Origin of the sequence: Paenibacillus sp. PK4536, assembly GCF_028594455.2 — a bacterium.
GTDB classification, from domain to species: domain Bacteria; phylum Bacillota; class Bacilli; order Paenibacillales; family Paenibacillaceae; genus Saccharibacillus; species Saccharibacillus nuruki.
In genome coordinates this window covers 1,892,438-1,905,447 of record NZ_CP126313.1, presented here as the reverse complement: position 1 = coordinate 1,905,447, position 13,010 = coordinate 1,892,438, and the positions used below count along the sequence as shown (strand labels likewise).

At 39.0% G+C, this 13,010-nt stretch carries 9 protein-coding genes, 1 pseudogene and 1 riboswitch; of the genes and pseudogenes, 8 read left to right on the top strand and 2 right to left on the bottom strand.

The annotated features are described in order from the left end of the window. Positions 1 to 127 precede the first annotated feature (127 nt). Both PO903_RS08665 and PO903_RS08660 read left to right on the top strand, forming a co-directional pair. Positions 128 to 1,056: pseudogene (locus PO903_RS08665) on the top strand (DUF2268 domain-containing putative Zn-dependent protease). Next, positions 1,031 to 1,810 (top strand): MerR family transcriptional regulator, encoded by a 780-nt coding sequence (locus tag PO903_RS08660; RefSeq protein ID WP_273593158.1) that lies wholly within the window; start codon positions 1,031 to 1,033, stop codon positions 1,808 to 1,810. Before PO903_RS08665 ends, PO903_RS08660 begins: the two are co-directional and overlap by 26 nt. A 497-nt stretch (positions 1,811 to 2,307) precedes the next feature. Here the strand turns inward: PO903_RS08660 and PO903_RS08655 are convergent, their stop codons facing one another. Next, positions 2,308 to 3,699 carry an NCS2 family permease gene (locus tag PO903_RS08655; protein WP_069329371.1) on the bottom strand — a complete coding sequence of 464 codons (1,392 nt, stop codon included), beginning with the start codon at positions 3,697 to 3,699 and terminating at the stop codon, positions 2,308 to 2,310. A 169-nt stretch (positions 3,700 to 3,868) separates the two neighbouring features. Continuing rightward, a riboswitch (purine riboswitch) is annotated at positions 3,869 to 3,967 on the bottom strand. Between the two features lie 443 nt (positions 3,968 to 4,410). On the opposite strand from PO903_RS08655, the gene PO903_RS08650 reads away from it, so the two are divergent. The 5 genes from PO903_RS08650 to PO903_RS08630 all read left to right on the top strand — a co-directional run bounded on the left by PO903_RS08650 (position 4,411) and on the right by PO903_RS08630 (position 9,513). Beyond that, a complete protein-coding gene (locus PO903_RS08650; protein ID WP_273593157.1) occupies positions 4,411 to 5,211 on the top strand; it encodes an ABC transporter ATP-binding protein in 801 nt (266 codons plus the stop codon). Positions 5,212 to 5,214: 3 nt separating this feature from the next. After that, positions 5,215 to 6,030 (top strand): ABC transporter permease, encoded by an 816-nt coding sequence (locus PO903_RS08645; protein ID WP_273593156.1) that lies wholly within the window; start codon positions 5,215 to 5,217, stop codon positions 6,028 to 6,030. Beyond that, the gene (locus PO903_RS08640; protein ID WP_273593155.1) at positions 6,027 to 6,953 is read left to right on the top strand and encodes an ABC transporter permease; all 927 of its coding nucleotides are present in this window, start codon (positions 6,027 to 6,029) and stop codon (positions 6,951 to 6,953) included. Before PO903_RS08645 ends, PO903_RS08640 begins: the two co-directional genes overlap by 4 nt. Positions 6,954 to 7,028: 75 nt before the next feature. Then, positions 7,029 to 8,105, top strand: coding sequence for an ABC transporter substrate-binding protein (locus PO903_RS08635; RefSeq protein ID WP_273593154.1), 1,077 nt, complete (start codon positions 7,029 to 7,031; stop codon positions 8,103 to 8,105). 49 nt (positions 8,106 to 8,154) lie between these two features. Continuing rightward, positions 8,155 to 9,513 carry an aspartate aminotransferase family protein gene (locus tag PO903_RS08630; protein ID WP_273593153.1) on the top strand — a complete coding sequence of 453 codons (1,359 nt, stop codon included), beginning with the start codon at positions 8,155 to 8,157 and terminating at the stop codon, positions 9,511 to 9,513. On the opposite strand, the gene PO903_RS08625 is transcribed toward PO903_RS08630, so the two are convergent. Then, positions 9,488 to 11,176 (bottom strand): PucR family transcriptional regulator, encoded by a 1,689-nt coding sequence (locus PO903_RS08625; RefSeq protein WP_273593152.1) that lies wholly within the window; start codon positions 11,174 to 11,176, stop codon positions 9,488 to 9,490. The genes PO903_RS08630 and PO903_RS08625 overlap by 26 nt on opposite strands. A 331-nt stretch (positions 11,177 to 11,507) precedes the next feature. Here PO903_RS08625 and PO903_RS08620 point away from each other — a divergent pair, with 331 nt between their 5' ends. Next, the gene (locus PO903_RS08620) at positions 11,508 to 12,899 is read left to right on the top strand and encodes an NAD(P)-dependent oxidoreductase (RefSeq protein ID WP_273593151.1); all 1,392 of its coding nucleotides are present in this window, start codon (positions 11,508 to 11,510) and stop codon (positions 12,897 to 12,899) included. The last annotated feature ends 111 nt before the right edge of the window (positions 12,900 to 13,010 follow it).

Below are 13,010 nucleotides of genomic sequence, written 5' to 3'. Positions count from 1 at the left end.
CTCTACATTATTGTACGATTGGGCGCATTAGAAATGAAAGTTTATGATGTGCCTATTCTTTTCTTGACTGTCACGTAAGGGGATACTTGATAATGGAATCGTCATCTTTAACAAAGGAGGGATTACAATGAATATAAAGGCACTACGTTCAGATCGAATCTATCAAACAATTATATATACTTCATCAGAACAAAAGGTAGAACAGTATCGTACACAGATGTTGCTTCCTTTTATAAAGAAATGGAATATTCAACAAATCCCGTATAAAGAAGATGCCTCTCATTCTTTTGATGTAATTACATTTAATAATATGATGAATATTGCTCCACAAGATATTACTGAAGATGTGTATCCTCTATTAGAAGCCATTTCCTCTGAGCAGTTTTGGAAAGATTGTGATGCAGCTGTGCAGGATAGTTTGAGCTTATTTGAACAAAATCAAATTCCTTTGAGTGTTACTAACTATGTGTATACCGTTTTATTAGGGGATTCTAATAGCTCCGTCTTAGCGATTAATGAAGGAATCTGCGGAGATGGTGGAATTCCTGGTCATATTCTAGTTACACTGATTCCAAATGAGTATACACTCCCTCGCATTCAGTCTGTACTCGCACATGAATGCAATCATAATGTAAGATATCAATTTATCAAATGGAATTATGAGCAGATAACGTTAGGAGAATTAATTGTGAGTGAGGGATTGGCAGAAAGTTTTGCCACTACTCTATATGGGGAGCATTTATTAGGACCGTGGGTGTCCAAAACAAATATGAGTACTTTAAATCATCACATTAAGCCCCTATTAGAAGATAAACTGGATCGAAGTGGCTTTAACCAAATAAGTCCTTATTTATACGGTGATGACATTACTAACACGAATATGGTGAACCTGTAGGCATGCCTTACGCAGGTGGCTATGCTTGTGGTTATTATTTGATTCAGTATTATTTAAAGAAAACCGGCAAAAGTATTATAGAAGCAACGATTACTCCAGCAGAAATTATTTTAGCGGAGACAAAGGAATTTTGGCATGAAACCACAATTATTTACGGTTAAAAATATACTGAATATTACAGGGATTACTAAACGTGCATTGCATCATTATCATAAAATTGGTTTGTTGCCTCCAAGTTATGTTGGTGAGAACGGATATCGGTTATATGATCAACAAGCACTTGCGACATTACAGATGATTTTGCTATTTAAAGAAATGGGATTTTCACTGACAGAGATATCTATTATGCTTCCTTTATCTAAAGATGAACAAAAAGAGATCTTACTTCATCAACGCGGTCTACTTGAACAACGAAAACAAAAGTTGACTACCGTTATTGAACAATTGGATCATTATATAGAAGGAACAGATATACAGAAGCTAAATATATTTGATGATTCTTCTACTTTCTCTCTCAAAGATCAGTATGATACAGAAGCTAAATTGGTGTATGGAGATACGGAGAAATATCAGGAATTCCAAGCAAACCTAGAACATTTATCTGATAGCGATAAAAAAGAGGCATACACACAATTTTCGGCAGATGTTGAACATATTTTTCACAGAATCGCTCAATACCAGCAACTTTCCCCATCTTCTAATGAAGTACAAGACTTAATAGGTCAATGGAGCCGCATGCTTGGGCGGTTTATGGTTTGTGATGAAGCTATTTTATTATGTATAGCAGAGACTTATGTGACTGATGAACGTTTTGTTCGTTATTTTGATCAGTTTGATGAAGAAGGTTATTTGGGCTTTTTGCATCGTTCTATTGTTTATTTTGTAAAAGAGTATAAAGAGTTGAGTGAGAGTTAAGTATGTAGGAGTAATAGCAATAAGATTCATTTAAGAAAATGAATTTGGTTTAATGAATCGAAAAAGAATAAATTGAATAGATCGAGCACATTCATTGAGGATATACACAATACTCATAAAAAATATAGAATACGAGTAATAAGCGAATCATTAAATAAGTAAATGAACCAAATATAAATAAATTAAATAGAAATGTACTAAAGAGAATTAAATTAATAGAATGAACTCAATCAAAAACCCCTTTTAACGGCTCTGTTAGCTGTTAAAAGGGGTTTTAGTTTTGTTACTCTTCGATTAATTTCAGGCTGATTTATTGCTTTTTTAGTTATGCTTAAATTTTGAGTTTTAATCATTTGCGTGTTATTCCGTTAGTTAGACTTGCGTCCATTGTGGAAAATTCCATACTGCTGTTACTTTTCAAATGATGAGTTAACTTTTAAATAATGCATTTCTTACTGGTATCATTTGATTCGAAAATATAATGTGATGATACTGGATTACTCTGAGCCCAGGAATGCATAGCGACAGATGACAAGGATAGCAAGTACCCACATCAACCAGTGTACTTTAACTTTACGCGGTGAAGCGATGTTGCTAAAGAATCCTAAAACTACGAAAGCAATAATACCTGCTGAGATCCCGTTTGCAATACCATTTGTAAATGGCATAAAGATAATTGTTAAGAAAGCTGGGAATGCTTGCATAAAGTCGTCCCACTCGATCTTGCTTACCTGACTCATCATCAATACACCAACAATTACTAATGCTGGAGCTGTTGCCGCAGAAGGAACCACCAAAGCTAAAGGAGCAATAAACAATGCACATAAGAACAATACTCCTGTAGTAATAGCGGTCAAACCTGTACGTCCACCTTCAGCTACACCTGCTGTACTTTCAACATAAGAAGTAATTGTACTTGTACCTAAAACAGCACCTGCACTTACCCCTACTGCATCAACCAACATAGCTTTGCTGATTTTCTTTTCGCCTTCTTCTTTGTTTTTGAACAATCCTGCACGTTCGGCTGTACCTACGAGTGTCCCGAAAGTATCGAATAGTTCAACAAAGGTAAAGATAAAGATAATTTCGAATAATCCTATACCGATTGCACCTTTGATATCTAATTGTCCAACCGCTAGATTATCAAAAGAAGGAATCCAATGTGCAGTAGACAAACTGCTTAGATCTGTAACACCCATTGGAATACCAATCAATGTAACTACGATAATACCGATTAATAATCCACCTTTGATACGTAATACCATCAGTATACCTATAACGAATAACCCGATAATCGCAAGTAATGTATCCGGGCTATGCATGAAATCGCCCAATGCTAATTGGAAATCAGAACCTTTAACTGTTACAGGAGCTGCTAATTGAGCAACATCTGTAACGCCTTTAACCGTAGCTGATACTGAAACTACATTTCCAAGCTTCAATCCAATAATGGTGACAAATAATCCTATACCTACAGTGATCGCCATTTTGATTGATTGTGGTACAGCGACCAGCAATAACTGACGAACTTTGGTAATTGTTAAAATGATAAAGATAATCCCCGAAAGAAACACTGCACCTAAAGCCGCTTGCCATGTGATCATTCCGTTGGAGCTAAGTACAACGGTCATAAAGTAAGCATTCAAACCCATACCTGGTGCAAGAGCTACCGGAATATTTGCAAATAATCCCATTAAAATCGTAACCAATCCAGCACCTACAGCTGTAGCGAAAAACACGCCTTCTGCGGGTATACCTGCTCCACCTGGTCCCAAGAACAAGTTATTAACGAACAGAATGTATGCCATCGTGATGAAGGTGGTTAACCCTGCGATCATTTCTGTTTTTACACTCGTGCCGTGTTCCTTCAACTTAAAGAAACGTTCCATTATTGCTATCTTCCTCCTCTTGGAAATGAATAGAGAAAACGACAAGAGACCCCGATGGACGAGCTGTTCATCGGGGTCTCTAAGAATCAGAATAACGGCGTGTCATAGCATTCCTTAAATAGCCTATGTATATCGATATCGATATACATAGACGCTAAAGAAAACCTACACTGCCATTGCTTCATTCCGTAGAGAGATCATTCCGGTGATCCGTAGAGACTCCTGAGCCTATTCTCAAGATTATACGAAGTGTTTTTCAATTGTCGCCAAACTCTATTCGCTGTCTTTGATACGTGTTGTTATTTTCATATCAAACAGCTTTACTTGTTACATTCTAGGATAGGATTATAAGGTTGTCAATCAAAAAGCGAATGTTATTTATATGTACATGTGTAATCGTTCGTCAATCTGTAAATATTATCTGTAATAATGATCACTTGATCGTTTTTCACTACCAAAAAATGATAGATTAATTCTAATTTTAACGAATATATGAGTGATCTGGACAAAGTGACGTAATTTTGTGATAGCAATCTTACTTTTTGTCTAATGCTATACGCCTTTATTTTATTTAATATGTTAGTTAATCGAACATAAAGTTAGTTTATATGACATTAAATATTGAGTTTAAGTCAATTTTTGATTATGATATGACTTAATCAGTTAGGTTAAACGTCATTAGAGGCTTATGAATCTTTGGAGGGGATAAAAATGTCTTTGACCGCTTCTACGGTAAAGCATCAAGTACAAACACCTGAGATTCAGCTAAAAGATGTTGAAATGCGTTATCCAACAGATACTGGTGATGTTCTTGCTCTACATCAAGTGAGTCTTGATATTGGAAAAGGAGAATTTGTCTCATTATTAGGCCCTTCTGGTTGTGGAAAAACTACATTACTTCGGCTTATGGCTGATCTGATTCAGCCTACCGGTGGCAGTATTCATGTCGCAGGCAAAACAGCTAAAGAAGCACGATTAGCTCAAAAATACGGGATTGTTTTTCAAAGTCCTGTGTTGTATGACTGGCGTAAAGTCAAACAAAATGTAGCGCTTCCTCTAGAGTTAGTAGGCGTTAGTAAAATCGAACGTGAACGCAAAGCCATCGAATTATTGGAATTAGTAGGACTTGAAAAATTTGCAGATCAATATCCATGGCAACTGAGTGGTGGTATGCAACAACGAGCTGCTATTGCAAGAGCACTGGCAATGGAGCCTGAAATTCTACTAATGGATGAACCGTTCTCTGCTCTAGATGAATTTACAAGAGAACGCTTAAATGAAGAGTTATTGTCTGTATGGAATAACATTCAGAATACGATTGTATTTGTCACTCACAGTATTCCCGAATCGATTTTTTTATCAGATCGAGTATTTGTATTATCCCCACATCCGGGACGATTGTCGGCAGTGGTTGAAATTCCTTTACCTAGACCACGTACACAGGAAATGCGTAACAGTCCAGCCTTTTTTGAATTGATTGCCCGTATTCGCGATAGCTTTGAAGGGGTGTGACGTATGAAAGGAAATCATCTTTTTGTACGTAATCGCCTGTTGCCTGCTATGGTCTGGGTTATTGCGATTTTGGTAATCTGGGAACTTACATCATGGGCACTATTAAATATAGGTCATCTGCCTTTGGCTCAATCCAAACTTCCTTATCTTCATGAAGTGCTAGCCACCAGTATTCAATATAGTGGAGCGTTGATCAAAGAAGGTAGTGCTACATTCGGTAATGCAGGCATAGGATTTTTGCTTGGCGCTCTGGCAGGTGTTGTACTAGCTATATTGATGAGCATCTCCACATGGATCGAAAAATTAACCTTTCCATATGCTGTAGCTTCACAAATGATTCCGGTACTCGGACTCGCACCTATTATTTATGGAATTGTACGAGATGAGTATATTTCACGGATTCTGATCTCGGGATATATTACATTTTTTCCGGTAGCACTCAATATGTTACGAGGATTACGAAGTGTTGAACCTTCCGCTCTCGAATTAATGCATTCTTATGCGGCTAAACCGTGGAGTATTTATTGGAAATTACGATTACCTGCTGCTATCCCCGGGCTTTTTAGTGGATTAAAAATTGCGGCTCCTCTAGCTGTAACTGGCGCTATTCTTGTTGAACTAATGGGAGCACAACATGGTATCGGCGTGATTATGCTTCGCAATCTGTATTATGGCCCTTCTCATGTATATATGTTCTGGTCGACTGTTTTTATCGGAGCTTTACTTGGCATACTAAGCTATTGGTTGATTAGCTTGATCGAACGTATCGTATCTCCATGGCAACCTGAATTCCGCTCCAAAGGAGGTAGCCATTCATGAACAAACCATCATCGGCACAGAACAAAAAAGTGGCTGCTACATATATCTCTGAATTACCTTCTTCAACTCTTCCTTCTCCACATTCTTTGTTAACAGAACAGCAACAAGCAAAAGGAACAGATCAACCTTCGCGCAAACGTCAGAGCAAGAACAAATCATTATTAGGTGGTGGAAAACTATGGCTTCCTCTTGGTTCAGGTATCTTATTCGTGGCGTTATGGCAAATAGAGGTTTTTCACAAGATATTTGATCTTAAAAAATATCAACTTCCTCTTCCTTCAGCAATTGCATCGTCTATACAAGAAAATTGGAGTCTTCTACTATCCTATACCGGATACACATTAGCTGAAGCTGTACTGGGCATGATCATAGGTTCTTTATTCGGATTCATTATTGCTCTTATCGCTACAGCTTCTCCACGTTGGGGTGCAGGAAGTCTTACTTTAGTAGCCGCTTTAAATGCTGTTCCTATTGTAGCGTTGGCTCCAATTATGAATCTATGGTTCGGTGATGGTATCGGTTCTCGAATCGCTATCGTCACTGCAACAACTATGACGGCTATGGCTCTTAATGCTTATAAAGGAATGTCATCTGTTGATCCACTCGCTCTTGATCTTATGCATTCCTATGCCGCCAATAAAGGAAAAGTCTTTCGTTATTTACGTATCCAACATAGCTTACCGTATGTATTTACTGCTCTCAAAATCAATGCTACTGCTAGCATGATCGGAGCTATTGTCGGTGAGTTCTTCTTTTCTTCGCAAGGACTGGGTTACCTCCTCTCTAATTCTATCAAAATTGCCAAAATGCCACTGGGTTGGTCATGTATCGTGCTGGCTGCTATCGCCGGTATTATTTTCTATATGGTGGTAGAGCGATTGGAAAAAGTATGTATTCGCTGGCATCCTTCTCAGCGCACCTAAATGACCGGGCATACATCCGCTTTATTTTCGCATATAGCTATCGAGAATAGATTAACGATTCAGGGGGAATAAAAGATGAACATCCAACCACAAAAAGTTCAAGCCAGTCTTGTAATTATGCTGGTGATTATGATTACGATGCTTGCAGGATGCGGCGGAATGAAAAGTGCTTCGACAGACACAGGTACAACAGCGAATGCCAATGAAGCGACTTCAACAGAACCCGTAACCGTCAAGTTACAGTTGAAATGGGTACCTCAAGCACAATTTGCTGGTTATTTTGTCGCTAAAGATAAAGGTTATTATGAGCAAGAAGGTCTAAATGTGGAGATTCTTCCAGGTGGCCCAGATATCGTTCCTGAACAACAGGTGGCTGGTGGTTCCGCAGATATCGGTGTAGATTGGGTTGGAAGTCTGCTGACGAGTCAGGAACAGGAAATGCCATTGATTCAAATCGCTCAAATTTTCCAAAAAAGCGGTCTAGTGGTGGTATCTAAAAAATCGGCTGGTATTAACACTCCTGCTGATCTAAAAGGTAAAAAAGTAGGCAACTGGATGGGTGGAAATGAATTCGAACTATTGGCTTTATTCGATAAGTACGGGCTTGATCCGAACAAAGATGTGAGCTTTACCAAACAAGGATTCACAATGGATCAATTTCTAGGTGGCGAATTAGATGCCGCTTCAGCTATGACCTATAACGAATATCAAATTTTGCTAGAGTCTGGTCTTAAAGATAGCGATCTGAATGTGATTGATATGAACGACGAAGGCGTAGCGATGTTAGAAGATAATTTATTTGCCAATAAAGAGTGGCTAGATGCGAATAAAGAAACTGCCGCTAAATTTGTACGTGCTTCACTTAAAGGATGGAAAGATGCGATTGCTGATCCTGAAGCGGCAGTTGACAGTGTAATGAAGCAAGCGGAATCGGGCAGTACTACGAAAGAACATCAACTCAAAATGATGCAAGAAGTAGCAAAATTGATTCAACCTGAAGGATTCGATGAAACTAAAATGGGCTACACTGACGAGAAAATGTTCCAGCAGACTGCTGATATCGCTTTGAAATTTGGCGTCATTAAAGAAGCGGCTAATGTGCAAGAAGCGTATACCAATGAAATTGTAGATATGGCTAGTAAAATGCAGTAAGAGTCACTGCTCGCTATTAATGATCCAGCAACAGAGAGGAGAAATCATCATGCTCGAATTAGGAACAGACAGTGAATCAGCAATCCAAAAGGATCAGCGCTATTTGTGGCATAATATAACTCCTTACAATGAAGCAGCTCCACCGATGATCGCTGCGACAGGTAGTGGATCATGGGTAACAGACACCAATGGTCAGCGTTATATGGATGGAATGTCTGGTCTATGGTGTGTGAATGTGGGCTACGGTCGCAAAGAGTTAGCGGAAGCGGCATATGAACAACTGTTACAACTTCCTTATTTTCCATTAACACAAAGTCATATGCCTGCGATTGCACTTGCGGAAAAGTTGAATAACTGGCTTGGTGATGATTATGTAATCTTCTTTTCTAATAGTGGTTCTGAAGCTAATGAAGCGGCTTTCAAAATCGCCCGTCAATATCAACAACAGATTGGACAGCATTATCGCCACAAATTTATTTCGCGTTATCGTGGGTATCATGGTAGTTCTATGGGTGCGCTATCAGCTACAGGGCAGGCTCAACGTAAATATAAATATGAACCGTTAAGTGGTGGCTTCTTGCATGTGGCTCCACCGGACAGTTACCGTCGTCCGGCTGGTCAAACAGTAGAAGAGTTCAACCTGCACTGTGCTCAAGCGATCGAAGATATGATCATCTGGGAAGGGGTTGAAACGATTGCCGCTGTAATTATGGAGCCTGTGATTACGGGTGGTGGTATTATTATTCCCCATCAAGTGTATATGGATCGGGTACAAGAGATTTGCCGTACTCATGGTGTGCTACTTATTATAGATGAAGTGATCTGTGGATTCGGACGATCCGGTCAAAAGTTCGGGCATCACAACTTTGGCATAAAACCGGATATTGTGACGATGGCTAAAGGATTAACGAGTGGGTATTTGCCATTATCAGCTACGGCTGTCCGCAAAGATATCTATGAAGCATTTAAAGATAAAAGTGATGATTACGGGCATTTCCGGCATGTAAATACATTTGGTGGTAATCCTGCGGCATGTGCATTAGCACTACGTAATCTGGAAGTGATTGAGCAAGAACATCTTATTGAACGTGCTCAACTATTAGGGCAACGCCTCAATACAGCAATGACGGATATTGCAGACCATCCACTGATCGGTGATATCCGTAGCTTCGGTCTGCTTACAGGAATTGAATTGGTTGAAAATAAAGACAGTAAAAAGCCAGCGTCACTCGATATCGTGAAGTCCATAATTGCCGGTTGTAAACGTAAGGGACTGATTATCGGCAAAAATGGCGATACGGTCGCTGGCTATAACAATATACTTACTTTCGCCCCTCCATTATCTTCTACAGATGAAGATTTGGAATTCTTGATTAGTACATTCAAACATGTGATGAGTGAGCATTAGGTAACGTCATTTTTTCTGGATACAAAAATTGATAAGCACGTAGAGCGACTTGAATCGATATGCGATTTTCAGGTGACATGTAATCTTCACCGAGCAGTTCGGTAATTTTGTCTAAGCGATAATATAACGATTGGCGTACGATAAATAATTTCTGCGCGGCAATCTGCTTGGAACCATCATGATCCAGATATACTCGTAATGTAAGAAGTAATTCACTGCCTTTGGACTGATCATGGTCAATCAGAGGCCCTAGATAGTTACGAATAAAGGTCTGAAGCGTTTTGCCATCATTCAAGCTGAGTAGTAATTGAAATACGCCTAATTCTTCATAAAATAGTAACGTACTATCCGAACAGGAATACAGAGATAAGGCTTGAACAGCTTCTTGATAACTGGCTGAAACATTTTTCAAATGATGACCGGATTTACTTACACCAATAATTAATTTCAAATGCTTCAGCTTATCATCTGCATGAATATGTTGTAGAGATTGTAATGCCTGTTGAAGTCTTGGCTTCGCAGGCATTTTGGCTTGTTGATCCAGAGCAATCACTGTCAGTCGATTATTTTTGAGTGTGATAAGTGGATGAAATAGATACTTTTCGAAAATAGACCGTAAAGCTAGCGAAAGATGAAATGTGATCGACTCCCACTCATTCTCTGAACTGTTCCATTTCACATCTTGCGGATTCTCAATTTCGATAAGGCAGACACGATAAGGTAATTCATTCATGGCGGCGAAATCAGGTCCAATTAGACTTTTGAGTCGATGTTCATCTTCAATCCTTCCATAAATCAATTCCTCCACCCATAGATTTTCTGAAAATAACTTGCGTTCTTCCATATAACGGGTACGTAACAATTCTTGAGCGATAGATAGCGAAGCCGAATCTAGTAATAAACAATCATACTCTTGTGGTTTGTGCGGACAGATCAACATAATGTATGCCCATGTCTGATCCAGAGCACCTACAGGCTTGAGCACAATCGTTTGTTGCTGATATTCACGAAAATAAGGTGCAGTATCATGTTGTACCCCATCCATACTTTCATTAAATGCTGCAAAAAAATCCAATAGCGGACGTTGCTTATCAGGAGCGAGTGCCGGGAAAAAGGAAGGTTTGCCTTGCAATTGTAAATAGATCACTTGATGATGCGTGCTTTGATGTAGCAATTGTAATACTTTCGTAGTGCCTTGCGAAGTGAGCGTTAACCGATTGAATTCACGTGAAATACTTTCTAATTCTTGAAGCATACGATGATGGTGATTAATAATCAATGAATGTAGATCGAGCGTAATATCTACAAACCGTACGGTTTCTTTAAAAATAATCAAAGGAAAATCGTGACGATTGGCAAGTTCAATCATTTCAGCAGGAATCTGTTGAAAAAAGTCGCCCAGTTCAATACAAAGACATGCTGCCTTTTTCTGAATTAAATTTTCCATAAATTCGAGTGCAGTTGCAAGATGATGATGGAATTGCATACCTGTAGTCAGAATCATTTCTTCTCCATGAATAAGACTTTCAAAATTAGAACTCTCCAGCACATGTACCCAACGAACATAATTCTTTGTTCCTCTTATTCCTCCGATTACTTCTGCTTGAGCAAATAAAGGTCTTGTCATCGCATCTTCGATAGTAAACATACGGTTTCCTTCCATCTCTCCCCCACCTTTCTCTAAATCATGGATCAATCACCTTCATATAAAGTAACGTTCAGCCGCACCTGTATCTACGCTATGGTCGTCAAAAATAAACTTTTGAAATTAGACACTCTGTCTAATGTAATAAAAAAGCGAATTGTCTATAGTTTTAATATATAAATGTTAGATTACATAACCTATATGGATATGAATTATACTATATTTATGCTTTATATGATATTTTAAAATAATTTCACCGAAAAAATCTATAAAAAGATCGATATTAGCGAAAAATATGTTACATTATTTAACACAAAATAGTTTTCTATACCCTAAGGAGGTTTAACCGATGGAACTTTCTTCTACATTGGCTTCGTTTACACCCGATCTATTTATGCGTAATTTTGCGGAAGCAGAACCTGGTCTAACTCACAAGGGAGCTATAGAAGAATCGAATCGCTGTCTGTACTGTTATGATGCGCCATGTATAACAGCTTGTCCTACCGGAATCAATATCCCTTCTTTTATCAAACGCATTGCAACCGATAATCTAAAAGGCGCTGCATATACGATTATGGATGCTAATCCTGTTGGTGCTAGTTGTGCTCGTGTCTGTCCAACAGAAGAGTTATGTGAAGGCGCTTGTGTACTGAATGAAAGTTCCAAACCGATAGATATCGGAAGATTACAACGTTATGCTACGGATTGGGCGATCGAAAAAGACGCTTCTTTATTCGAAGCAGGTATTCCTAACGAGAAAAAAGTAGCGGTGATCGGTGGCGGTCCTGCTGGCTTAGCTGCTGCACGTGAATTAGCACGTGAGGGATTCAGTGTCGTGATCTATGAATCGAAACCACTTGCAGGTGGACTGGATACGCATGGTATTGTCTCTTTTCGTTTACCTCAATCCATATCGCTCTGGGAAGTTGAACAAGTACGAAAGTTAGGCGTCGATATTCGCACCAATATGAAAGTAGGCACTGATATCACTGCCGAGCAATTACTGACGGAATACGATGCAGTCGTCTTAGCAGCTGGTATGGGATACGTTCCTCCGATCAAAATTGAAGGGGAACAACTACAAGGCGTCTATGATGCGATTCAACTGGTTGAACAGACCAAAACAGGTCAACCTCATGTTAATCTAATCGGCAAAAAAGTAGCGGTGATCGGTGCAGGGAATACGGCTATTGATGGAGCTACCTGTTCAGTACGCTTAGGTGCTTCTAATGTGAAAATGGTCTACCGACGGACACGCGAAGAAATGACTGCTTATGATTTTGAATATGAATTTGCCAAACAAGAAGGGGTAGAATTCAACTGGTTAACATTACCCAAGCGAATTATTGGTGATGCTACAGGTAAAGTCACTCATCTAGAGTGTGTGCAAATGAAATTAACAGGTGAACTTGGTAAAGACGGGCGGTTAGTGCCGATGCCTGTTGAAGGTTCTGAATTCTTAATGCCCGTCGATGCTGTGGTGACCGCGATTGGACAAGAACGTCGTACTGATCTGATTGAGCATTTTGGATTAGAACATACATGGGGTGTTGTCAAGATTGATACGACGACTCATCGTACCTCTAATCCTAAAGTATATGCCGCAGGCGATATTATATTCGGAGCGGGTCAAGGTGAAGCAATGGTGGTCTCTGCTGCGCAACAAGGAAAATTAGCAGCTTATGCAATCAGCCAACATTTACTTGCTCAAGAAGATCATTCTTTACGTTCGATTGTATAAAATAAGGCTTCCACTGCTATCAATACAAATAAGATTATTAAAATAAATCAATCCAAAATCTGATTTATAAATAGAAGATAGGCACATCTAATGTACTGTTTGAGATATAAG

Bases quoted from the DNA above. Each gene is read 5' to 3' on its own strand.
- PO903_RS08650 (WP_273593157.1), top strand. From the start codon at position 4,411: ATGTCTTTGACCGCTTCTACGGTAAAGCATCAAGTACAAACACCTGAG.
- PO903_RS08635 (WP_273593154.1), top strand. From the start codon at position 7,029: ATGAACATCCAACCACAAAAAGTTCAAGCCAGTCTTGTAATTATGCTG.
- PO903_RS08620 (WP_273593151.1), top strand. From the start codon at position 11,508: ATGGAACTTTCTTCTACATTGGCTTCGTTTACACCCGATCTATTTATG.
- PO903_RS08640 (WP_273593155.1), top strand. From the start codon at position 6,027: ATGAACAAACCATCATCGGCACAGAACAAAAAAGTGGCTGCTACATAT.
- PO903_RS08645 (WP_273593156.1), top strand. From the start codon at position 5,215: ATGAAAGGAAATCATCTTTTTGTACGTAATCGCCTGTTGCCTGCTATG.
- PO903_RS08655 (WP_069329371.1), bottom strand. From the start codon at position 3,699: ATGGAACGTTTCTTTAAGTTGAAGGAACACGGCACGAGTGTAAAAACA.
- PO903_RS08625 (WP_273593152.1), bottom strand. From the start codon at position 11,176: ATGGAAGGAAACCGTATGTTTACTATCGAAGATGCGATGACAAGACCT.
- PO903_RS08630 (WP_273593153.1), top strand. From the start codon at position 8,155: ATGCTCGAATTAGGAACAGACAGTGAATCAGCAATCCAAAAGGATCAG.
- PO903_RS08660 (WP_273593158.1), top strand. From the start codon at position 1,031: ATGAAACCACAATTATTTACGGTTAAAAATATACTGAATATTACAGGG.